The sequence below is a fragment of the Streptomyces phaeolivaceus genome, from assembly GCF_009184865.1.
GTDB classification, from domain to species: domain Bacteria; phylum Actinomycetota; class Actinomycetes; order Streptomycetales; family Streptomycetaceae; genus Streptomyces; species Streptomyces phaeolivaceus.
The window spans coordinates 5,981,693-6,000,595 of the sequence record NZ_CP045096.1 but is presented as its reverse complement, the minus strand read 5'-3'; the positions used below and the strand labels follow the sequence as shown (position 1 = coordinate 6,000,595).

Genomic DNA, 18,903 nt, shown 5'->3' with positions numbered 1-18,903 from the left:
AGGGTTCGGAGAGGGCGGCCGTGGTTCCGGCCGGGCGCGTGTGCCCGGCCGGAACTGCACGTCACAGGTCCGGCTGTGCCAGCCTTTCGGCCATCCAGCCGACCGCGACCGCGTCGGCGGCCCCGGTGTAGATCCGGATGTCGTCGACCTCGCCGCTGAGGTGGTCGGCCCAACCGGTACCGGACTTGGCACGGCCGATCTGGAGCCCGCCGCCTGCCGCCCAGTAACCGATCTTGTGCTTGGAAGCGTTGTCGGCGTCGGCGAGCTGTCCGTCGACGTAGAGGCGAAGTCGCTTGGTGAGGCCGTCATAGACCACGGCGATGTGCTGGCCGCCGTCCAGCGTCGGGTCTCCCGCCTGGTCGTCGGGGATGGTCAGTGCCGTGGCCGCCGTGTTGTCGCTGCCTGGCACCACCAGTTCCCAGTGCCCGTACGGGTTGTCCGCGGTGTACTTCGTGTAGCGGACCAGGAAGCGGTTGGTCTTGGTTCCCGTGAGCGCGAACAGGGTCTGGTCGGTGGTGTCCGACTCCGCGGCCACCCGGACCCGGGCGGCGACGGTGAAACTGCCGTCCGCGCTGACAGGTGCCGATGACGTGGCCGCGTATCCGTTGTCGGCGAGCACCAGGTCGCCGCCCGGCACCGCGCCCTGCTCCCCCATGGAGGTGACCAGCGGATACGGTCCCTCGACCACCTCTTCCGGCTTCTGCTGGAAGAGCGTGGCGCCACCGCCCAGAGTCAGGGCACGGCCTCCCACGAGGTCCGGGCTTGTGCCGGAGGCGACCGTGTCGAGGGGCCAGTAGCCCTTGCGGGCCGGCTTCACCGTGAGCATCGACTTGATCTCGGCGGCCGGGGTGAGCCGGTCGTAGGCGCGGACCTCCGCGATGTCGCCGGTGAAGTTGCGGCTGTAGCCGTACTTGGCCACCGACCGGCCGATCTGCAGGGCTCCGCGTGCCGACCAAGTGGACTGGCGAGCGACCGTCTTCTTCAGCTCGCCGTTGACGTACAGCTGAAGCTGCCCGTTCGCCGGATCGTAAGTCCCGGTCAGGTGGACCCACTCGTTCGGGCAGACCGGCTTGGTGGTGCTGTCCTTGCAGGTGGCGCTCGTCGTCACAGTGGCCCGCCATTCGCCGAGGGACTCGACGTCGTTGGCCGGGACGCCGAACGACCAGTTCTTGGCCACGGCGTCATAGCCAAGAGTGAAGCCGGGTTCGCCGGCACCGTCCTGGCTGACCACCACTCCGTCCTTGTCGAGCGCGGTGGGCCGCACCCAGGCGCTGACCGAGAAGCCCTTCGCGGTGTCCACGACGGGAGAGTCCGTACTCAGGTAGGCGCCGGCTGTGCCGTCCAGGTGGGCCGCGCGGTCCGCCGTACCGCCAGGTCCGTCCTTGGTAGTGAAACTGACACCGGCACCCACGGTCGCGGCACGGCTGTTGTCACTCTCGTCCTTGACGTGCCGGCCCTCCGCCGAGGGCAGGGGGTCGTCGCCGAGATTCCACTGGCCGGCGACGCTCTTTCCCTCCTTGACCACGAAGGAGTAGACGGCCGGGGCACTGGGGTTGTTGGCCGCGTCGTACGACGTGACTTCCAGTACCACCGTGCCGATCGCGGGCGGTGTGAACTGCACCGAGACCGGGGCCGTCGGGGAGGACGGCGTGATGTTCTTCGGGGCGGCGGTGTCCTTGGTGAAGTCGTAGGAGTAGCGGCTCACATCGTTGTCGAACTTGTCGCCGAGGTTGGGCGAGAAGGTGAAGGTGCCCGTCTCACCGACGCCGAGTTCACCGGACTTGTCCTCGGGAAACTCCTTGGAGTCGACGTCCGGCTTGCCCGGCACGTTGCGGTCCATGACGAACTCGCAGCGCACGGCGGAGTCGCCCTCCCAGCTCCACGGCCCCCAGGTGGCCTTGTCGTAGACCGCGGCCGACCAGTAGACCTTGCCGTTCTCCGGGATCGCGGGCTTGCCCTTCGGCACCTTGATCTTGTGCTCGAACGTGGCGCCGGTCGGGGACGAGTAGGAAGTGTCCTTCTCGTACTGCTGCTCCTTGCCGTTCTTGTCGGTCCACTCCACCCGGAAGCGCACCTTGACGGGTTCAGCCTCGTCCCTGGAATGGTCGGGGTCGTGCGGGATGACCAGCAGCTTGGGCAGTTCGTCGACGTGCTGACTGCGGACCGCACCGGTGGAGGTGGCACACACACCGCCGGGACTGGTCCACATCTCCTTCATGGAGACCTTCGCGGGAGGCCGGTTGTAAGTGACCTCCAGGACGGCGTTTCCACACATCCGCTTCCACTCGTGCAGATCACCCTCGCCCGCGGCCCGCAGCCCGAACGTCATCTGCGTCCAGGACCCGGTGGCCGCGGCCTGCAGCTCCTGGGTAAGCGCGCCGCTCTTGCCGGACTCGAAACGCAGGTTGGGAGCACTGGAACAGGACACCGGCGAGACCGCCTTGTCCACGGTCATGATGTGGCTGTCCCACAGGGTGTCCGTGTTCCCCCAGTCCGTGGACGAGGAGATACCGAAGTTCTTACCGCCGACGCGGTACAGGCGTACGGGCTCGTCCTCCGGGGTCGCGTTGTAGATGTGGGCGACGCGCACCGCGAACGTGGCCTCCAGGATGTCCTTCCCCTTGTAGAAGGAGGTGGGCATCGTGTACATGAGTCGGCGCACGTCGACGCCGTTGCAGGCGATCGGCTGGTAGTCGATGGGGCACTTGCCCATGCCCGCCGAACCGCTGAACTTCCAGTCCTGCTCGTTCGGCATGCCCTTCATCACGACGTACGGCTGGTGGTCTTCTCGATCGGATCGATCACCACCGGAAAGCTGGTGCCGGGGTCGGTCAGCAGGTCCTGGGACGGGATCAGCGTCAACTTGTCCTGCGCGACCTCCATCTCGACCGGCGCGGTAGCGGCGTCCGGAGGCGGTTCGAGGCCACCGGCGGCACTCACGGACGCGGTACCGAAAGCCGCAGCCCGGGCGGTCGTCGTGGAGGGGTCGCCCCCGTCGCCCGCGTCCCACATGACAGGGGAACCAGCCTCCAGGACCACACCCTGGGAACTGCTGTCCAGCGCGCGCAGCGCACCGGAGGCCGTCTCCTGGAGGGTCAGCGCCTTGGTGTCCACGCCGATTTCGAAGCGGGCGAGATCCGGGTTCTGCGCGGCCTCAGGTGTGTTGACCACGACAAGGTGACCGAAGCCGTCCGGCTCTGCCTGGACGACCAGGTCCACATCGGGCAACACGTTCTCGTACGTCGCCGAGTCGCCGTCGATCACCGGCTTCGGCAAATCTCCGCCCGGCCAGGACAGGGCAAGTTCGCGCCCAGCGACACGTATCCGAGCGAACGGCCCTTCGCCACCGGCGGAGAAGGTGACATCGGCCGTGGTGGCCTTCGGCGCCCAGGCGCCGTCTGCGCGCCGGACGAGCGACTCGTCGATGTCCGCCCACTGGCCGCCCTGCCAGGTGCGTACCGGCTCGGCGAACTCCTTGGCAGTGAAAGTGCCGTCGCTGTTCGCCACGACGGTACGACGCTCCTGCCGGAGACCGGTCACCTCGACACTCTGACCCGACTTCTGGGCGGCTGCCCGCGCCTCCGTCTCGGTGGACACACCCTCGGCGACGGCCGCCTTCAGCGCGGCGGAGGTGGCGGCCACCGGCGCGACCTGGGACGGTGCGTCCCCGGAGTCCGTGGGCAGACCCGTCATTACGGTCGCTACGAGCCCGGCCGTCGCAAGCGCCAGAACCGTCGGCGTCCCAACTCGACGCCGCACCTTCTGCTTTCGGCTCCTCTCCCCGTTCATCATCATCGGATCACCGCTCCGAATGCCGTCACGTCGTCTGCGGGGATGCCGCCCTCGCCCGGCCGCCAGCTCTGCACCGTGCCCGCAGTGCCGCCGGGCGCGACGTTGCCCCAAGGCAGTGCGTACACGGCCCGGTCAGCGGCAGGGCCATAGGGGACGCCGAGATACAGCGAGGCGCTCGTCGCACCGAGGGCGGTGCCGAAGTACTCCTGCGGGCCGACATCCCCGCCCGTCCCGGCGGTTCCCTGCTCGATGAACAAGTCACCGTCGCCTGGCGCGCCGACCAACGGGAACGTCTGCACAGCGCCGGCGTCACGGTCATCGCCGAGGTCCTCGCCGGGGGCACCGACCGCGAGGAGCACGGTGGAGGCGGTGGAGGTAGCAGTCGGAGCGGTGTTGACGGCAGCGAGCCGCTCACCAAACAGGTCACCTGGTTCCGTGCTGCCCTCGATGTCGGCGACGTCCTGATGAATGCGCTGGCGCTCGCTGACAGCGCCCGCCGCGGTCACCTTGAAGACGTGCACCATGCCGCCGTCGGCATCGGCGGGGTGGTCCTCACCTGGCACCCCGACGACCAACAGTGACTCGGTGGGCGTGCCCGTGCCCGTGCCCGAGGTCCGGAAGGGCACCATCGCCATGGACTTGCCGAAACTGTCGCTGGACTCGGCCTCGCCGAAGACGTTGGTGCCATCGCTCAAAGCACCGTCCTGGTCCAGGCCGAGGAGCGCGGTGGGCACACCGTCGGTGAAGGTGTGATTGAACAGCGAGACACCGCCCGCAAAGGTGTCGGTTCCGATGGCCTCGCCCGGCGCCGAGACCGCGAAGTGGGTTGCGGTAGCGACGACCTGGGCTCCGAACCGGTCATCCTTCTCCACCACGCCGGGGACGCCGGCCGAGTCCTGGCTGAAGTCGGTGATCGCGCTGCCCCTTACATGGACCGCCACGCCCGCGTCCACCAGGGAGGGCGAGCCGATGTCCTCACCGGGAGCACCGATGAGCAGGAAGGGCGTACCGCCACTTGTACCGGCGGCGACGGAGTACCCGAACCAGTCACCTGTCTCGGCAACGCCGGGAACGGCTTCCAGACCCTGGTCGTAGCCCACGGACGCCGCGCCCTGGCCGAGACCGTCCGGCGAACCATAGAGCACGGCGACGCCTCCGGAGTCGGCTGCGGTGCCGATCGCCTCGTGTGGAATGCCGACCGCCAAGTCGTCACAGCCGTCCTCGTTCACGTCGAACGTCGCCAGGCTGAATCCGAACTGGTCACCCGCCTCCGCCACTCCAGGCACTTCGGCAAGATCCTGATCCAGCCGCTTGGTGCCCTTGCCGCCGCCGTACACGACATCGATGCGGCCGGCGCGGGCCTTGCCCGCCACCGTGGCATCGGGATCGGCTATCGCGATGTCGCGGATGCCGTCACCGTTGTAGTCCGGGTTGACCCCGCCGGTGCACACCGCCGCAACCGCGGTCGGCACCCCGGCGGATCCCGCTCCAGCCGGCCCCGCCACCGCGAGCCCCAGGGACACCATGCCCACGAGCACCGCCCTTACGGCAGCACCCTTCCCCCGTCGCACTTTCACTGCCCCCACCCCGACCACGCACAGAGATCACAAAAGTGGCCTGAGTTAACGGTGAGCGGACTTGAAGCGTCAAGAATTTATAAAGTCCACTCAGGGGCAGTTTGGCGTGATCACGCCCGTTCGAGAGGACGGTCGCCCTACAGTGCAGCGATCTCCCTGCACGGCCACACGGCGAGCATGTCCACGCCAGCGACTCACAGGCATCGCAAACCTGCACCCGGGAAGGAAGCCCTCACCTGCGCGCAAAGTTGGCCGTTTCCCACTCACGAGCAACATCAGCACTGACCGGTCAGGGCACCGCCCGATCGACTTGCCCGGGTCGCGTCCCCCGTGGTGGCGTAGCCGATCACGTTCTGTCGCCGCCGCTTCGGAGTCGTCCGATACCTGCCGCTGCGGGCCGTCGCGCGATCACCACTCATCCCGGCTCTGCGGTTCCCAACAGAGCCTCCAGCAAGGCAATTCAGGCCGCGACCTGCAGATTCCGCAGCCTGATCGACTACACGACGACAGGGGACGCCCCCGTGATTGTCGGGTGGGCACAACAACTGTTCCCTTCCCAACCTCCAGTTGCGCGGCCAAACAGGAGCCAATCTGCACGATGGCTGCACGCTTGGCCACCAAATGGCCACCACGTCATTCCGAACAGGCCGAGGCGGACCGACAGCAAGCGGCAAAAGGCCAGTTCACAGCCTTGCAGAGCAGAATCACCACCGAGCGTCAACCTGGGACCTACGCATTACGATGCATAGCCCTCGAGTGTCCGATCCGTCCGAATTCCAAGGTCAACAAAACGAAGAAACCCCAGGTCAAAAGCTTGACCTGGGGTTCACCACAGAGCCGCCTTCGGGATTCGAACCCGAGACCTACGCATTACGAGAACACTAGTGATCGTGATACGGGGTGCTGCCCTGTGCCGCCGGTTCCAGTTTTGGCTGATCAGAACACACGCTGCATTTTCGCCCATGCTGTCGCGTCCATCTGGTCCAAAGGCGTCCGGCCTCCCCCTGGCCTCCCATCGCCGTCACCTGCGCAATCAGCGACCGCCTGGTGGAGCCGGAGCGCAGTTCCCGGCCGAGCAAGGTCGAATTGTAGGCAGTCAACACAGCGTGACTCGGAACTTCAACTCCTACAGGCGCGGAGGGCTGAGGCAACGTTCCTCTACGTCGAACGTACTCCCCGGCGGCCTCTCCCGTACACCCGGGAGGTGAGCGTCTCCTGCAGTTGTGTCGGGCTGTGTCAGGAGGCGGAGACAGCGCGGGTCAGGGGCTCCACGTCTCCGTACAGTGCGGCGTGCAGCGCGGCGGCGAGCTCGCGAGCCCGGTCCTCGCTCTTCACGCCGTTCAGCGTGTAGTGCACCGGCCCCAGCCCGGAGCCGGGGCGAATCTCACCGCTGCGGGCCAGGCGGAGGGTGGCAGCCCGGATCGCGTCGTGCGTGGTGTCGTCAACAGCGTGCTGCGGGGCGGCGGTGAGCGCGTCGGCTTTCACGGTCCATAGTTGGCCGCGGCGCTCGATGCCGACGTACACAGCGCACGCTGTCTTGGCCGCCTGGTAGGCGGCGTTGAACGGCTTCAGGCCCGTGGCGTTGGGGATGAGGTCGGCAGGGCAGGGGGTGGGCAGGGGCTGCATGAAGAGCATCGTGCCAGGAAACCGGCCGTAGTCGGCCCCGGCGGGCGGTACTCCTGCCGAAATCCGGTGTTCAGCCCATGGGGTGGGGCCACAAGTCGTCACGTCAACGCGCTCCAGAAACAGGCGTGGGCACTGACGGAGCTGTGCGACGACCTGGTGGGCGAGGAGCGCAAGTAACCCCTCTACCCCATTCAACACAGGATGTGCCGACCGTAGCGGACCAGAGGCTCAGCGAGCGGGCGGTGGCAGACCTCGCAGACCGGCGTACCCGCAGGCACGGCCGCCGGCCGCGGGGGCGGCGGGGCGGGTTCGTACCTGTAACGGGGTTGCCTGGGTGCAGCCTCCCGCCGCCGCTCGGCCTGTTCGTGCTGGTGCCGGGCCTCGCTGGCGTCCCGTTGTACGCGGGCGGCCTGTTCGGCCAGGCGTTCGTTCATCGCGGGCGGGAAGGTCACACCGTCGGGGTCCAGGCCGAGCTCGGTGAGCGGGAAGCGTTCGCGGACAACCGGGTCGCCGGGGCACGGGGGATGGTGCAGCCCGAACAGGCGCAGGTCCTTCGTCCACCACTGCGGGCCCCGCGCGTGGGGCTCTCCGAGGCGGGCTTCGGCCTCGCCCTCACGGTGATAGAGCGTCCAGGCGGGGATGCCCTCAGCAAACAAGACATGCGGGACGCGGGTATCTGGGCGCATGAACCATACGTCCCGCACGCCAGCGGCGGCGTAGTCGCGGTGCCGGGCCTGCCACAACTCGTCGGTGATCAGCTCACGTTGGGCTTCCAGCGCCAGGCGGGCGCCGTCGTCGAGGACGACGTGGACGTCGGCACGTCGGTCGCGATCCTCGGTCCACTGCTCCATCCGGACCTGCATGACGTTGGGCCGGGTACGGGCCCAGCGGGCGAGCCGGTGCTTGGCGTTGATGTGCCAGACCGTCTCGCGACCGTGCCCGCCCGGCGGTGCGGTTCCGGCCGGGTGCGCGAAGTGCGGTCGCACCAAGCCACCGATCCTCCCGCGGGCCACCAATGGCACTTTCGTGCCCGCAGGCGCGTCGATACCGCGCCAGCAGTAGAAGCACACCACCGTCTCCCGCCGCCCGTAGCCGAGTGCCCGCCACTGCTCCAGAGGCCGGTCGCCGATGTGGACCTCGCTCTGCGTGTCCAGGTCGAACCCCACCACCAGCAGATCGTCAAGCACCCAATACTCCTCTCAGCTCACCCGAATCGTGCGCGCAGAGCATCGCAACGGGCACTGACAGTCGCCTCCCCTAAGTCCGCACAACAGAACCGCATTCGGGCAGATACTCGATCGCGGCTCGGCCGCAGCTGCCGCAGCAAATGCCACAAGATGCCCGAGCACCAACCAACCCTCCTTGGCCGAGGAGCAGATCACGGCCCGTTCATGCCAACCGCCGCCTATCATTGGGCAGATGCGAGGTACAGCTGGTTCGGGGGGAGCATGGATCCGCAGTTGACGGTGATGGCGCAGACCGCGAGCGCCACTGTCGTGGCCCTGATGGCGACCGATGTCTGGCAGCACACGCGCGACGGCGTCGTTGCACTGTGGCAACGGGTACGCCCTGGTCAGGCCGACGAGGTCGGCAATGAGCTGGACGTAACCCGAGCGGAGATCCTGGCCGCTCGGCAGGAGGGCGACACACTTGGCGAGCAGGCTCTCGCCGGCGAGTGGCAGGGACGGCTGCGCCGCCTGCTGATCGCCGATCCGGAGATTGCGCAGGAGTTGCTCCGTGTCCTGGAAGAGTCCCGTGCTCTGCTCCCCGCAGAGCAGGAGGTTCGGGCCCCCGTGGTCAACATGCGTGCCGAGGTCTCCGGCAGTGGCCGCGTCTATCAGGCCGGTCGTGACCAGCACATCACCGAGCGGTGACCGAGGGCGTGGAACCTCACCAGTCCGAGGTGTCGGCACCGCGCACCGCCGTGAGCGATCACGGCCGACTGTTCCGTGCGGAGCGTGACCAGCACATCACCGAGTACCACACCCACATTGCCGCGACCCTCGGCGCCCTGGGGGATCAGCAGTGGGCGGGGCCGGATTCGGTGCGCGTGCCTCTGGCCGCCCGGATGCACTCGCCGATTCGGGACCGGCGCGATCTGCGGCGCGCGCTCTTGGCCGCGGTCCTGGGCAACGAGCCGGAGCCGAAGGGCATCCACATCGTGCACGGCATGCCGGGCTGCGGAAAGACCGCGGTGGCACTGACCGTGTTCGATGAGGCGGTCGGCGGGCACGGTCTCACCGGGCTGTGGGTCAACGCATCCAGCGCCACCTCGTTCCGCGCCGGCATGCTCGCCGTGGCCACCGACCGGGGCGCTTCCCAGGACGAGGTCGACGCCGCCCGGGCGGGCAGGCGCCCGGCCGCAGACCTGGTCTGGCACTACCTCGGCCGCTCGGACGAACGCTGGCTCCTCGTTCTCGACAACGCCGACGAGCCCTCCATCTTTCAGGAGCCCGGGTGGCTGCGCCCAAGCCCGCGCGGGACCGTACTGGTCACCACCCGGCATGGCGCCGCCCCGCTGTGGCACGGTGCCGCATCGCACCCACTCGGCGTACTGGAGGTGTCGGACGCCGTAGATGTGCTGCTGGACTTCCAGGTCGGCGACGCAGACCTGGCCGTGCTGGAGCAACTGGCGCACAGCCTGGGCTGCCATCCGCTCGCCCTGATGCTGGCTGGCACCTATCTGGGCCAGCAGGTCCTGGAACCAGTGACCGTGCACGACTACCTCCAGCGCCTGCGGCACGATCCGAGCACCGTCCTGGACCTCGGCGCCGAGCCCGGTGAACGCGATCTGCGCCGATTGATCAGCAGCACCTGGCAGTTGTCCCTGGACGCCCTGCACCGGCAGGGTCTTCCTGAGGCGACCACAGTGCTGCGGATCCTGTCGTGCTACGCCCCCGATCCTCTGCCGGTCGGCCTGCTCGCCCCGCCCCGGCTGGATGCCACGGCCCTCGCGCAGGCTGATCCTCCCCTGACCGGTGGCCGGGCCAACAGCGCCGTCATGGGGCTGAAATCGCAGTCGCTCGTCTCCCTCCACCATGTCCCCGGAGACTCCGGCCGACCTGCCGTACGGACCGTGCAGGCCCATGCCCTTCTCCTGGACACCGTCGCGGCCCGGATCCCGCTCGACCAGCGCGACATCGTGCTAACCGCCGCGGCCGAACTCCTCTCGCAGCTCCTGGCCACGAACGACGGCCAGTACATCGACAGCCAGAGCCTTCGCCTGTTTGCTCCGCACGCGACGGCACTGCTGCGGCGCTGCGCCGACATGAGCGGCTCGGCCCTGGAGCCCGCGCTGTCCGTCGTCCGCGGGCTGCGCCTCCAGAGCTACGCACGTGGCGACTACGCGACCGCCCATTCCCTCGGTGAAGCGGCTGCCGCCGCCACACGGGGTCAGACGACCCCCGACGCGCTGACCGACCGGCACGAGCTCGCCCGAGCACTCACCGGAACCGGCCGGTTCGCCGAAGCCGCCGACCTCCACCAGGAAACCCTGGACGCCCGCGAAACCCTGCTTGGCGCCGACCATCCCGACACCCTGGCCAGCGCCCACGCGCTCGGTCTCGCGCTGTACGGGCTCGGCAGATTCACCGAGGACGAGCAGCACATGCGGCGTGCGGCAGACGGTCGCCACCGTGTCCTGGGGCCGGAGCACCCCGACACACTGGAGAGCCGGGCCTGTCTCTCGGACGCCATCGGCGAACAGGGGCGCTGGGCAGAAGCCGAGGCCCTCGCCCGGCCCAACCTCGCACTCAGCGAACGCGCCCTGGGCGTAGAGCATCCGCACACCCTGCAGAGCAGAATCGCCCTGGCCTGGGTGCTCTCCAGAAACGACCAGCTGGACGAGGCAGAGGCCCTCGCCCGGGCCACGGTCAGCGGCGGTGAACGCGTCCTGGGCCCAGAGCACCCGCGGACCCTGAACGCTCAGGATCTCCTGGCCGGCATCCTGCTCCGCCAGGGCAATTGGCCCGAAGCGGAGCACATCGCCAGGACCGTGGCGGAAGCCCGCGAGCGCGTCGTCGGGCCGGAACACCCCCACACCCTGGCCATCCAGACCCGGCTCGCCCGCATCCTCATCGGCGCTGGGAACCACCGGCAGGCGCGAGATCTCGTGGCGCACACCCTCGCGGCCAGCACACGCGTACTGGGCCCCGAACATCCCGGCACCCTCAACTGCCGCGAGGTGTATGAGTTGGCCACGACCGAAGAGAACGCATGAACGATTCCGTCACCCGGCAAGGACAGGCAGCCTTGAACGAAACGATCACCCGCGTCTGGCGCAAGAGCAGCTACAGCGGCAACGAGAACGCCTGCCTGGAAATACTTACCCCCCCCCCACCGGGCCAGGCCCCTGTCCGGGACTCCAAAGAGCCTGACGACTCAATGATCGTTTTCAAAGCGGAGGTATGGCTGAACTTCATAGCCGCAGTCCGGCGAGGAGAGTTTCCGATCTAGGTACCAGCCTGCTCGACGCAGGCCTACAGGTGTGAACCGATCGTGGCGTGCCGGTGGGCGGAACGCGCCACTCGTCCCTCGGCGGAGCACCGAGGGAGTTCGACGATCTTCGACGCCTGGGCTACTCCGACGGCTTCATCGATGACGTTCAGTCCCAGGCGAGTTGGCCGGTAGTCGCATTCCGTCGTGGTGCCGGCACGGTCGGCTGAACGGTGGTGATGCGGTGGGTCAGGGCGGTGTTGCGCCTGAGGGTGCGATTGTTGGCAATCGCTCGCTCCACTGCCTCGGCATGTCCGATAATCATGACTCCTTGGCGGGCACGAGTGACAGCGGTGTACAGCAGGTTCCGCTGGAGGAGCAGATCGCCGGTCTCTCTGAGGACCGGGACGATCACGTACGGGTACTCGCTGCCTTGTGAGCGGTGGACAGTCAGCGCGTAAGCGTGGATGAGTTCGTCGAGTTCCGCGAACGGGTAGGCGGCCTGTTCGGCATCGTGGAACGTGACGGTGAGCTGGTGGGCTTCCAGGTCGAGAGCGGTGACAGTGCCGCTGCTGCCGTTGAAGATGCCCGTCTCCCCGCGGTGGGGGTTGTTGCGGATCTGCTGGACGCGGTCGCCGAGACGGAACGCGATGCCGTCGTGGTAGTGCTGGGGTTTGTCGTCGGACGGCGGGTTGAGCCGGAGTTGTAGGCGCAGGTTGAGGTCGGTCATTCCGGCGATGTTCTTCTTGCCGGGGCACAGGACCTGGATGTCCGTGGGAAGCACGCCGAAGTGACGGGGCATGAGGTCGGCCACCAAGTCCACTACGCGCTGGGCGACTTCATCCGGGTCGGGAACGTGCCTGTTCCAGAAAGCCTTCCGGTCGTCCTCGGGCAGAGCGCCGCGGAGGATTCGGTGGGCGTTGTGGACGATCGCGGCGCTGTCATCGTGCTGGCGGAAGACTCGGGTCAGCCGCGTGCGAGGGACGTCCTCCACGTCGAGCAGGTCGCGCAGTACCCGCCCGGGGCCGACGCTGGGCAGTTGGTCGACATCGCCGACCAGCAGCAGGTGGCAGCCGTCGCGGATGGCGGCGGTGAGCTTGCGGGCGAGGGCGGTATCCAGCATGGATGCTTCGTCGATAACGATGAGATCGGCGGAGTCGAGAGGGCTGGAGTGGTCGAAGAGAGTGTGGCCGTCCGGGGGGCGGATGAGGCGGTGGACGGTCATCGCGTCCCGGCCGGTGGTTTCTTCCAGTCGCTTCGCGGCCTTTCCCGTGGGCGCCGCGAGCGCCACGAGCGCGTGGGCTTCGTCGGCGATCTCGACAAGGGTGCGCAGGGTGTGGGTCTTCCCGCAGCCTGGGCCACCAGTGAGGATTGAGACAGGGCTGGTGAGGGCGGTGAGGATCGCGTGGTGTTGTTCCTCAGTCAGCCCGGACGTCTCGGTGGTGGTCAACCCAGCCAACCGATCGTCCCAGGGGGCGACTTCGGCGAGCAGGGACCGGGCGCTGAGCAGGCGCCGTACGTGGTGAGCGAGCTGGGTCTCGTCGCGGTGCAGGCGTGGGAGTACAGCGATCTCCGTGTCCACCAGAGTGCCGCTGCCGTCCCTCGCGGGCAGCGGCAGGGTTTCGATGATCGCCTCGTTGTGGTCGCACAGTGCTTTCAAGGCGTGGCGCAACACCACGTCGTCAAGGATCTCGGCGGTCGCCGGGTCGTCGTCCTTCAGCAGCGTGCGGGTCCGGAAAAGCAGAACCCGTACGGGCAGGTGACAGTGTCCTGCCTGGCCGGCAGCGAGGTTGAGTTCGTGCGTGAGCGCGGCCTGCAGACGCTCGTCGCTGTGCTTCGGAACGCCCAAGGCAAGGGCGATCTTGTCGGCTTTGTCGAAGCCGATGCCCCGCACATCGCGGCACAGCCGGTAGGGAGTGTGCCGGACGATGTGCATGGGGTCGTCGTCGGTATCGGCGTATGCGGTGTAGATCTTTACCGCGAGCGCGGGAGTGAGATTCAGCCCCTGCAGGAACACCATGATCTCGGCGATGGACTTTTGTTCTTGCCACGCTGCGGTGATCCGCGCCAGCCGGATGTCGCCGATGTTGTGGACTTCCAGCAAGCGCTGCGCTTCGGCGTCAATGATCTTTAGCGTCTGGTCACGGAACCGGTCCACGATCGCTCCAGCGAGCGTCGGCCCGATACCCCGGATCATGCCCGAGGCGAGATACATCCGGATGGCCCGTTCGTCGGCGGGCATCCTGCGATCGCAGCGCTCGGCGATGAATTGACGGCCATAGCGGAGATGTTGTGTCCATCTGCCGCTCACGCGCACGCTCTCCCCTGGCCGCACGCCGAAGAGCGCCTTTCCGACCACAGTGATGCTCGGATCGTCGTCCGCCGTACTGGTCAACCGCAGCACCGTGCGCTCGTCGTAGCTGACATGCAATAGGTGCTCGACTACTCCCTCCACCGCATCGGAAAGGTTCGAGTCCAGTTCATCGGACACGGGTTCTGCCTCCGGAAGTGCGCGCGGTGAGTGTTACGGAACACTGTGCTTTTCAGGATGGATCAGCGCCGGGATCTTGATGCCAGATGTCCCCTGACTTGGCGATTCTCCTCAGCAGGCCGCCTCCCCAACCAGACATCTGCTTGCTGGTACGGCAGATCCGCTTCTCGTGCGTAGCTGGACCTCTCCAGCCGGAAGGTGGCTAGAACGGGATGCTGCCGCCCGTGATGTCTTGATCACCGACCGCCGACTCCTCTTCGGTGGAGAGCGCTTGGGCCTCTGATGCCCTGGCCTGCCACTTGGCATGGACGGCGCGTCGGCGTTTGGCTCGCCTCTCGCACTGCCAACACAGCCAGCTCTTTTCGACAGCGACAACCGTGCTGTTGTGGCAATCCTCCGTGGCGCAGCATTGCCGTTTCGCCGTGCCCGGGGAAAGTTCCCACCCTGGGACGGGCGAGGCCCGGTAACCTGCGGGGCGTTCGCTGATGAGAAAGTCGCCGTGCCTGTATGGGTCGAAGGTGACCAGTTCCATGGGTGACGCATCGGGATAGGACCCGTATTTCCCGTGGTCGTGGCAGCGTTGACGCAGCCATCGCAGTGCATGCTGGAAGTCGATGATGTCGATACTCCACACCCACGCCCGACCACGGAGGTCGAGCAAGGTCATCTGCCCCGCGCGGCCGGGCAAATGGGGAGCCTCGATCTGTTCCCAGTACCCCTCGCCCTCGTCGAGGACCAACCCCTCGCACCGGCCCTCGGCGGTCGCAGCCACGCAGGCCAGCTCGTCAAGAGGGCCGGGGCAGATGCGGAGGAAGCCACTGTATTTGATGACGTGACGAGTACCGCCACGCTCTTCCGCAGTGGCCGGATCGGGTTCCTGCACCTCGGCCTCTCCACGCGGCCCGACCGGCGCCGGCACGAACGAGCCCTCGGCGATCGCCTTCTGCATGCGGATGGCTAGGGCGCGCACGAAGGGCTGCATGGCGGGATCAAGGTCGTTGTGTTCGACGGCTGGACAGACCGAGGAGTGCTTGACGCGGCAGTAGCCATAATCTCGCGGGTTGGCTCCCAAGTAGGCGGTACCGTTCGACAGGTGCCAGCGGTACCGGGGAGGCACCGTCCGGATGGGAAACTCCCGCGGGATGATCGGGACACGAGTTCCCTCAAAAGTGTCATGCCACTCGACGGAGTTCCCACACCAAGTGCAATGCTCGACACAGTTCTTGACTGGCGTCTTGGACTGACTGCTGTGCCAGATCCGCATCCATGAACTCACGGCGGCTCCCGAAAGACAGGGCAAAGGCTGGACTTCACCAACGGCCACTTCATCCAACGCGAATTGATATCTCCGGTTTTAGGCTGTTCGGGTGATTTACGGTTCCAGATTGGCGCGCCGAAGACTTACCCTCTGCGCTCAAACGGATACTTTCAGGGAGACGTGGATGAGCGGCGAACCGCCCTCGGGGGAGCGAAAGACGCAGTCAGCCCGGCCCGACGACGACCAGATGGCGCTGTTCACACCAGCTTCCGAGATGCCGCCGGTCCAGGTCCGCTCCGCGGCGCTCCACCCTCAGACCGAACTGCGCCGTCTCGTCGGCGAACTGACGCGGCGCCTGGGCTTGCCTTACCCAGAGATCAACAACCGCATCAACCGCGAAATCGGCGTACGCAGCCGGGTGGGCGCCAATCTGGACGTCACCCAGCAGGCAGCAGCCTTCGCGCGTAGCTGGCTGGAGCAACTGCGGGCTACCACTGCGGGCGAGTCCGAACGCACGGCACCGCCGACCTCACCTGACTCGCAGAGGAGTCATCTCGATCGGCCGACCTCCGCTCCCATCCCGCCGTCCTCCGGCTTCGCGCCAAGTATTCAGAACAGGCCGGGCCGCGAACGACGTCTCCCGGTACCCCGCCATCGCCCTGCTCCGACAGGGGAGCAGGTACTACAGCCGTGACTCGTTCCCGTGTCCGGTCCGTGTGTGACGCGTTGTCCGGTTCGTGGATACGGAACGGGCGGTGCTGGTCTGGGCGGGCTGGTTCGATGACTTCTTCGCCTCTTTGGCGGGGGTCTTCGGGCGGGTCGAGCCGCGCCGGATGGCGATGTCGTATGTGAAGGCGTTGATCGCGCCGGTCGAGCGGAAAAACGGCTGGCAGATCGCTGAGCATGTCGGGCACGCGACGCCGGACCGGGTGCAGTGGTTCCTGGCGCGTTCGACCTGGTGCGCGGATCAACTCCGCGACGCTCTGCGGTTGTTCGTCGTGCAGTTCCTGGCCCGCCCGGACGGGGTGCTGGTGCTGGACGAGACAGCGTTCTTGAAGAAGGGCCGGATGTCGGCCGGGGTGGCCCCGCAGTACGCCGGGATCACCGGGCAGATCGAGAACTGCCAGGTCGCGGTGTTCTGTGCCTACGCCACCGACACCGGCAGGGCGTTGATCGACCGCGAGCTGTACCTACCGGCCGCATGGTGCGAGGACGCCGGTCGCTGCCAGCTCCAGCGCATCCCCCGCCCCCGCGCGAAGGCCGTGGTCACCAAGCCCGAACTGGGGCGGCGCATGGTCGAACGGTGCCGCCGGGCCAGGGTCCCGTTCGGATGGGTGGCCGCCGACAGTGCCTACGGCCAGGACCGCAAGCTCCGTGCCGCCCTCGAACGCCGCCGCATCCCCTACGTCATGGCCGTCCCGGTCGACGAGACCGTGCACACCCGCGGCACCGGAAACCTGCGCGTGGATGCGTTCGCCGCCGCCGTCCCGCTCCTGTTCGAGCGCCGCTCGTGCGGAGCCGGCGCCAAGGGGCCGCGCTCCTACGACTGGGCACTGGCCGAGGTCACCTGGCCCGGCGGCGCCGAGGGCGGCCCCCGCCGCGGCTACGTCCATCTCCTGCTGGTGCGGCGCTCGGTCACCGACCCCACCCGGATCGCCTACTTCGCCGTCCACGCCAGGGCCGGCACCCCGATCGGCGAGATCGTGCGCGTGATGGGCCTGCGCTGGAGTATCGAGGACTGCTTCGAGACCGCGAAGTCCGACTGCGGCCTGGACCACTACGAAGTCCGCACCTGGGACGCCTGGCACCGCCACATCACCCTGTCCATGGCCGCCCTCGCCTTCCTGACCATCACCGACACCCGCACCCGCCACCTCCCAGAACCCGACAGCACTGCCGACCTGCCCACGCCGACCGATCCGGCCAGGACCTCCGAAAAGGGGGAACACCGAGGGCTGTTGAAAAGCTGATCCGCTACACCGCCGAAGAGATCCGCCGCCTGCTCAACCGGCTCCTCTGGGCCACCGCACCCCCACCGCCGGCAACCGTGATCAAGCAGTCACGCTGGCGCCGCACCCACCAGACCCGCGCACAACGCTGCCACTACACCACCCGCGACAGACGAGATCACGAGTCACGGCTGTAGTACAGGAGGCAGCCCTCGCCGCATTCCGTTCAGGCCAGAACCTCGTACTGCAGGCTGGTGCTGGCACAGGAAAGACCACCACCCTCGTGATGCTGGCCCGAAGCAACCGCCGACGGGGCCGGTACATGGCGTACAACACGTCAATCGCCATGGACGCCCGCGGCAAGTTCCCGGCCAACGTGAATTGCAGGACCGCACATTCCCTTGCCTTCGCGGCTGTCGGCAGCCGCTACGTCGAGCGGCTCAACGCCCCTCGCTGGCCTAGTTGGAAGACGGGCGAGGCTCTAGGCATCGCCGTCAACATGTCCGTGCGGATCGGTGACCGCAAGGTGACCAACAAGGCGCTCTCATACACCGTGCTGCGCACCGTGAAGCGGTTCTGCTATTCGGTCGACACGGACTTCCGCCCTTACCACGTCCCTGTGCTCCGCGGCCTGGAGGATCAGCACTTTCACTTCCAGCTGGCTAACATCGTCCTCCCTTACGCCCGCCAGGCCTGGGAGGACCTGCAGAATCCCGACAAAGGCGTGGTCCGCTTCGAGCACGACCACTACCTGAAAATGTGGGCCCTGGCCAAGCCGAAGATCCATGCCGACTACCTGCTCCTGGACGAAGCGCAGGACACCAACCCGGTGATCGAGGAGGTCTTCACCAACCAGCGCATGCACGCCCAGCTGGTCATGGTCGGCGACTCCGCCCAGGCCATCTACGGCTGGCGGGGAGCACGCGACGTGATGACCGACTTCGACGGCGACCAGCTCTCCCTCTCGCAGTCCTTCCGGTTCGGCCCAGCCTTGGCGGAGGAAGCCAACCGCTGGCTGGCGATCGTGGAAGCACCGATCCGTTTGCAGGGCACCCCAGACATCGACACTCTCATCGGGCCGGTCGAGAACCCCGACGCGATCCTGTGCCGCACCAACGTCGGCGCCATGATGGAGATCCTCGATCTGCTCGACAACAACCGCCGGGTCGCTCTGGTAGGAGGCGGCGATGCCCTGGCGGCCCTGGCCAACGCTGCGGCTGATCTCAAAGCCGGGCGCCGCACAACCCACCCCGAACTTGTGCTCTTCCAAACCTGGGGCGAGTTGCAGGAGTACGCCACCTATGATCCGTCCGGACAGGACTTGCTGCCCCTCGTCGACGTAATCGACGAGCACGGCGTCGAAGTCATCCTGGACGCCGTACATCGCCTCAGCCCGGAAGCCCAGGCGGAAATCATCGTCTCCACCGCCCACAAGGCCAAAGGCCGCGAATGGCCATCCGTACGGATCGCGCCAGACTTCGAGCCTGCCCCCAGCAACGAGTTCGACGAAGAGGGCAACCCCCTGCCCAAGGAACTCAACCTGGAAGAGGCCCGCCTGGCTTACGTCGCTGTCACCCGAGCTCGCCGCCAACTCGACCCAGGCGGTCTCGGCTGGATCAACGATCACCCCGACGGCGGCCTGGGTAACGGTCCCGCCCCAAACGCGCCTTCTTCACCATGGGAAAAGCTCGGGCCCGTACCTCCAGCCGGAGCGGCCCGCTCCCCTCTATAACACTCGCGATCCGCGCCCATCACGCGACCGAGGGGACCTGACCG

Annotated in this window: 13 protein-coding genes; 6 read left to right on the top strand and 7 right to left on the bottom strand. The window is 67.3% G+C overall.

The genetic code is table 11. The annotated features are described in order from the left end of the window. Positions 1-61: 61 nt before the first annotated feature. From F9278_RS28055 to F9278_RS28035, 5 genes are all read right to left on the bottom strand, one after another. Positions 62-2,755 carry a LamG domain-containing protein gene (locus F9278_RS28055; protein WP_193241671.1) on the bottom strand — a complete coding sequence of 898 codons (2,694 nt, stop codon included), beginning with the start codon at positions 2,753-2,755 and terminating at the stop codon, positions 62-64. Between the two features lie 8 nt (positions 2,756-2,763). Next, positions 2,764-3,642: a hypothetical protein gene (locus tag F9278_RS28050; RefSeq protein ID WP_193241670.1), complete on the bottom strand. Its 879-nt coding sequence runs from the start codon at positions 3,640-3,642 to the stop codon at positions 2,764-2,766. Between the two features lie 149 nt (positions 3,643-3,791). Beyond that, positions 3,792-5,318, bottom strand: a complete 1,527-nt coding sequence (locus F9278_RS28045) for an integrin alpha (RefSeq protein ID WP_226967336.1) — start codon at positions 5,316-5,318, stop codon at positions 3,792-3,794. 1,287 nt (positions 5,319-6,605) lie between these two features. Further along, positions 6,606-6,995, bottom strand: coding sequence for a hypothetical protein (locus tag F9278_RS28040; RefSeq protein WP_152170790.1), 390 nt, complete (start codon positions 6,993-6,995; stop codon positions 6,606-6,608). Positions 6,996-7,186: 191 nt separating this feature from the next. Continuing rightward, positions 7,187-8,182 (bottom strand): competence protein CoiA family protein, encoded by a 996-nt coding sequence (locus F9278_RS28035; protein WP_152170789.1) that lies wholly within the window; start codon positions 8,180-8,182, stop codon positions 7,187-7,189. 261 nt (positions 8,183-8,443) lie between these two features. Between F9278_RS28035 and F9278_RS28030 the strand changes: the two genes are divergently transcribed. From F9278_RS28030 to F9278_RS28020, 3 genes are read left to right on the top strand one after another with little or no spacing between them, the layout of a single operon-like run. Beyond that, positions 8,444-8,869: a hypothetical protein gene (locus tag F9278_RS28030; RefSeq protein ID WP_152170788.1), complete on the top strand. Its 426-nt coding sequence runs from the start codon at positions 8,444-8,446 to the stop codon at positions 8,867-8,869. Continuing rightward, on the top strand, positions 8,866-11,214 hold the full coding sequence (locus F9278_RS28025) for a tetratricopeptide repeat protein (protein ID WP_152170787.1): 2,349 nt from the start codon (positions 8,866-8,868) through the stop codon (positions 11,212-11,214). Before F9278_RS28030 ends, F9278_RS28025 begins: the two co-directional genes overlap by 4 nt. Beyond that, positions 11,211-11,450 carry a DUF397 domain-containing protein gene (locus F9278_RS28020; protein WP_152170786.1) on the top strand — a complete coding sequence of 80 codons (240 nt, stop codon included), beginning with the start codon at positions 11,211-11,213 and terminating at the stop codon, positions 11,448-11,450. Before F9278_RS28025 ends, F9278_RS28020 begins: the two co-directional genes overlap by 4 nt. A gap of 148 nt (positions 11,451-11,598) precedes the next feature. On the opposite strand, the gene recD2 is transcribed toward F9278_RS28020, so the two are convergent. Beyond that, on the bottom strand, positions 11,599-13,920 hold the full coding sequence (recD2, locus tag F9278_RS28015; protein ID WP_152170785.1) for an SF1B family DNA helicase RecD2: 2,322 nt from the start codon (positions 13,918-13,920) through the stop codon (positions 11,599-11,601). A 202-nt stretch (positions 13,921-14,122) separates the two neighbouring features. Then, positions 14,123-15,184 (bottom strand): DUF6083 domain-containing protein, encoded by a 1,062-nt coding sequence (locus F9278_RS28010; RefSeq protein ID WP_226967335.1) that lies wholly within the window; start codon positions 15,182-15,184, stop codon positions 14,123-14,125. Positions 15,185-15,362: 178 nt separating this feature from the next. Here F9278_RS28010 and F9278_RS28005 point away from each other — a divergent pair, with 178 nt between their 5' ends. The 3 genes from F9278_RS28005 (at position 15,363) to F9278_RS27995 (ending at position 18,859) form a co-directional block, all read left to right on the top strand. Further along, entirely contained in the window at positions 15,363-15,872 is a 510-nt protein-coding gene (locus F9278_RS28005; protein WP_152170783.1) for a hypothetical protein, read from the top strand. A 43-nt stretch (positions 15,873-15,915) separates the two neighbouring features. Continuing rightward, positions 15,916-17,148 (top strand): IS701 family transposase, encoded by a 1,233-nt coding sequence (locus F9278_RS28000; RefSeq protein WP_450372093.1) that lies wholly within the window; start codon positions 15,916-15,918, stop codon positions 17,146-17,148. Positions 17,149-17,275: 127 nt separating this feature from the next. Continuing rightward, the gene (locus tag F9278_RS27995) at positions 17,276-18,859 is read left to right on the top strand and encodes a UvrD-helicase domain-containing protein (protein WP_152170782.1); all 1,584 of its coding nucleotides are present in this window, start codon (positions 17,276-17,278) and stop codon (positions 18,857-18,859) included. The last annotated feature ends 44 nt before the right edge of the window (positions 18,860-18,903 follow it).

Coding starts and splice junctions, on each gene's coding strand:
- F9278_RS28055 (WP_193241671.1), bottom strand. CDS start 2,755: ATGCCGAACGAGCAGGACTGGAAGTTCAGCGGTTCGGCGGGCATGGGC.
- F9278_RS28040 (WP_152170790.1), bottom strand. CDS start 6,995: ATGCAGCCCCTGCCCACCCCCTGCCCTGCCGACCTCATCCCCAACGCC.
- F9278_RS28010 (WP_226967335.1), bottom strand. CDS start 15,184: ATGCGGATCTGGCACAGCAGTCAGTCCAAGACGCCAGTCAAGAACTGT.
- F9278_RS28030 (WP_152170788.1), top strand. CDS start 8,444: ATGGATCCGCAGTTGACGGTGATGGCGCAGACCGCGAGCGCCACTGTC.
- F9278_RS28005 (WP_152170783.1), top strand. CDS start 15,363: ATGAGCGGCGAACCGCCCTCGGGGGAGCGAAAGACGCAGTCAGCCCGG.
- F9278_RS28020 (WP_152170786.1), top strand. CDS start 11,211: ATGAACGATTCCGTCACCCGGCAAGGACAGGCAGCCTTGAACGAAACG.
- F9278_RS28045 (WP_226967336.1), bottom strand. CDS start 5,318: ATGGTGTCCCTGGGGCTCGCGGTGGCGGGGCCGGCTGGAGCGGGATCC.